6 protein-coding genes are annotated in these 3153 nt (G+C 38.4%); 2 read left to right on the top strand and 4 right to left on the bottom strand.

All coding sequences use genetic code 11. From position 1 onward, the window contains the following. Positions 1–1064: OmpP1/FadL family transporter (locus WBM60_RS11490; RefSeq protein WP_424283102.1), on the top strand; the 1064-nt coding region annotated here is incomplete at its 5' end. Positions 1065–1232: 168 nt separating this feature from the next. Here WBM60_RS11490 and WBM60_RS11485 read toward each other — a convergent pair. Then, on the bottom strand, positions 1233–1517 hold the full coding sequence (locus tag WBM60_RS11485; RefSeq protein WP_424262602.1) for a HupE/UreJ family protein: 285 nt from the start codon (positions 1515–1517) through the stop codon (positions 1233–1235). Positions 1518–1540: 23 nt separating this feature from the next. Beyond that, complete coding sequence (locus WBM60_RS11480) at positions 1541–1840, bottom strand: HupE/UreJ family protein (RefSeq protein ID WP_424283101.1); 300 nt, start codon at positions 1838–1840, stop codon at positions 1541–1543. A gap of 19 nt (positions 1841–1859) precedes the next feature. Between WBM60_RS11480 and WBM60_RS11475 the strand changes: the two genes are divergently transcribed. Further along, positions 1860–2054, top strand: a complete 195-nt coding sequence (locus tag WBM60_RS11475) for a DUF3604 domain-containing protein (protein ID WP_424278755.1) — start codon at positions 1860–1862, stop codon at positions 2052–2054. A gap of 103 nt (positions 2055–2157) precedes the next feature. On the opposite strand, the gene WBM60_RS11470 is transcribed toward WBM60_RS11475, so the two are convergent. Both WBM60_RS11470 and WBM60_RS11465 read right to left on the bottom strand, forming a co-directional pair. Then, a complete protein-coding gene (locus WBM60_RS11470) occupies positions 2158–2682 on the bottom strand; it encodes a DsrE/DsrF/DrsH-like family protein (protein WP_424258577.1) in 525 nt (174 codons plus the stop codon). A 48-nt stretch (positions 2683–2730) separates the two neighbouring features. Next, positions 2731–3039: a TusE/DsrC/DsvC family sulfur relay protein gene (locus WBM60_RS11465; protein WP_424258575.1), complete on the bottom strand. Its 309-nt coding sequence runs from the start codon at positions 3037–3039 to the stop codon at positions 2731–2733. Positions 3040–3153 lie beyond the last annotated feature (114 nt).

Genomic DNA, 3153 nt, shown 5'->3' with positions numbered 1-3153 from the left:
GTTCTACTGTAACCGATCCTAGCGGAAACGTATTTAGCGGTACAACTGAAGACGACAGGGGTGTCTCTCCTTTACCGGCTTTGGCAATGGTTTGGGGAAAAGAAGGCAGCCGGCATACATTTGGCGCGTCTGCTTTTGGTATCAGCGGATTTGGGGTTACATTTCCTGAAAGTACTACCAATCCAATTAATATGCCTCAAGACATGCAAGGATTTGGCCGAATAGAATCTGATTATAGTTTACTGCAGTTAGGATTCACATATGCTTATGAACTCTCTGATAAGTTCTCTATAGGTATTCAACCTACTTTCAACTATGCATCACTCAAATTAATACCTAATCCAACTGCCGATCCAAGTCCAACCGCCGGATACCCATCTGCAGATAAGTCAACCGCTTTTGGTTTTGGAGGTCAATTTGGTTTATTCTATGATTCGGGAAACGGATTCTCTGCCGGAGCTTCCTATAAAACAAAACAGTCTTTTGGCGATTTTAAATTAGATAATACCTATCTGGACGGAAGCACAGGTGAAAATGAATTCAAAATAGATTACCCGGCTATGTGGTCCCTTGGCCTTGGTTATTCTGTTGGCCAGTTTGATATTGCAGCTGATTACAGGTATGTGCAATACGATAAGGCTTCCGGATTTTCAGCGGTAGGCTGGACCCCGACTTTTTCCGTTGCAGGATTTGGCTGGAAGAACATCAGCATTGTTTCTGCAGGAATACAGTTTAAAGGTATAGACAGATTGCCCTTAAGACTTGGATATACCTACAGTGGAAATCCTATTGAAAGCGATGTGGCATTTTTTAGCGTACCAGCCACGGCAATAATTAAAAATGCATTTCAACTGGGCTTGAGTTATGAAATTAGCGATCGTTGGGCTATAGATGGTGTTTACCATATGGGCTTTAGTGGAAAGGCCACTTCAGGGCCAGTGCTTAATCCTGAGCTTATATCTAATTTCCCTCCCTATGGAGCCGTTCCGGGTAGTGAAGTTTCCTATGATATGACAACTTCCATGATTATGGTTGGAGCGAGTTATAAATTCCTTAAAAACTAGTTCAATAACCAAGAATAGTCTTATATGAAAACGGCACCAGTTTTGGTGCCGTTTTTTATGAATAGGATTAGACCTTATAGAGATGTGATTTATTAAAACATTATCATGATTACCCTTATTCTGTAATGTCAGAGAACCATTTTGGGATAGAATTCATAAAATTCCGCTTCAAAGCAGAAAACCATACAATCTCTCAATCATCCAGTAACTAGCCAGACAACCGCAGAAATACGCTGCTGACTTTTCTAAAGTAACCCTTTTGAATTTAAATTTGGAATTCAAATTTTTATCAAAAGATATTTTACGGATGAACAGCCATAATAACAAAATACCAAGGACAAAAATGATCTGTCCCAATTCTAACCCAACATTAAAGAATAACAGGCTGGTAACTACCTCTATTTGAGGAAGCCCTATATCAGACAGAACAGCAGCAAAACCAAATCCATGCAGGAGCCCGAAAGATCAAGATACCGCTATAGGATAGCTATAAGTAAGGGAATCTTTTTCTGTAATGCAATCTCCATAGCAAGATAAACTACACTAAGCGCAATTACAGCCTCTACAGGGGGGATAGGTAAACGCACTACATCTAATGCAGACAAGGCAAGGGTTATGGAATGTGCAATAGTGAATCCGGTAATGGTGATCCACAATTTTTTACCTATTCCTGCTACCAGCATCAGGCAAATTAAAAATAACAGATGATCCAAGCCAGCAAGAATGTGTTTGATGCCTAAAATACTGTATTGCCGGGCCACGGCAAGATGGACCATTACTATTGGAGCATCTTAACTGGCTACAGTTTGGACAGACCAGGATTTTGATCCCTCTGAGAGGGCCTTTTATTATGCAAGAGTATTGGAAATACCAACACCACCATGGTATCTATATGATGCCTTCCGTTTTGGGGTAGAAATACCTGAAAGTGCACCAACAAGCAAGCAGGAGCGTGCTTATACCAGTACGATTTGGTATACCCCGAATTAGAAGGAATTGAATATTTCACAAAAAAAAACCCTGCCAAAAAAGTTCAGCAGGGTTTAAAACAATCTATCAATGGAACTTATATTATTTGACTAGCTCAACTTATTTAAATGAATAATAAATGGGTGCCTTCTTCATTAGCTCTGCCGTAAAAATCGCCAATAGTTATTACTCCATCCAATTCATCAATTAAATCTTCTCTTTTCAGGTGGAACATGTCAACGGCCAGTTTACAACCCCATAGTTTACAACCGGAGTCTGACAAAATTTCAAGGAACTCACCAATGGGAGGCATATCTAATTTTTCCATTTCCTTTTTCATCATCTTTGTAGCCAATGCCTCTACTCCAGGCAGACCACCCAACATAGTTGGCATATGCAAAGCAGGATTACCAACAGTAGCTGTATGTAAATGCTCTAATTTTTTCTTTTGAATGGCTTCCAGTCCAAAAAATGTAAAAAATATTTCCGATTCAATACCTTCCATCCGTGCGCCGTTTGCCATAACAAATGCGGCATATGCATTTTCAATGGTGCCTTTGGATAGTATAAAAAGCATCTTTTTTACTTTAGTTCCGCCTTCCGCTTTTACTTTAGTTTCGCTTTTCTCTATTATTTTAGTTTCGCTCATCTCTTTTTTATTAATGATTCTAAAAAATCTTTTATAACCTTTTGTTTTTTAAATACAACTTTTTGGTTTAGGTATCCCCGCTATTAGCGTAGATTTTTTTAAGGGTCCTCCAGGAAATAGCTCGTAAAATTCCTTAATATTTATAACCCCACTCTTCTTTATACCCCTTATTGAAAGCGGTTCTTCTTTTTGAAACTTATCCTGTAAGTATTCTACAACTTCCCAATGCTTTTCTGTCATGGAAATACCCTGTTCCTCTGCCAAATAAGCGCAAACTTCCTTATCCCACTGATTAAAATCGACTAGATACCCTTCTTCGTTTACATCAATTTCCCGATCTGCTATTATTTTTTTCATGCTATTTAATTTAAAGTTATGTTATTGAGTTTTTTCTAATTGTTTTCCTTTTTCAGACATCTTGGCATCAACAAATGGAATAGGAACACCCTTTAATAGCATATTCCAATATAT

The organism is Eudoraea sp., assembly GCF_049669105.1.
Classification (GTDB): domain Bacteria; phylum Bacteroidota; class Bacteroidia; order Flavobacteriales; family Flavobacteriaceae; genus Eudoraea.
The sequence above is the reverse complement of the archived record's forward strand: the minus strand, read 5'-3'. Positions and strand labels throughout refer to the sequence as shown.

Coding starts and splice junctions, on each gene's coding strand:
- WBM60_RS11480 (WP_424283101.1), bottom strand. CDS start 1,840: ATGGTCCATCTTGCCGTGGCCCGGCAATACAGTATTTTAGGCATCAAA.
- WBM60_RS11470 (WP_424258577.1), bottom strand. CDS start 2,682: ATGAGCGAAACTAAAATAATAGAGAAAAGCGAAACTAAAGTAAAAGCG.
- WBM60_RS11465 (WP_424258575.1), bottom strand. CDS start 3,039: ATGAAAAAAATAATAGCAGATCGGGAAATTGATGTAAACGAAGAAGGG.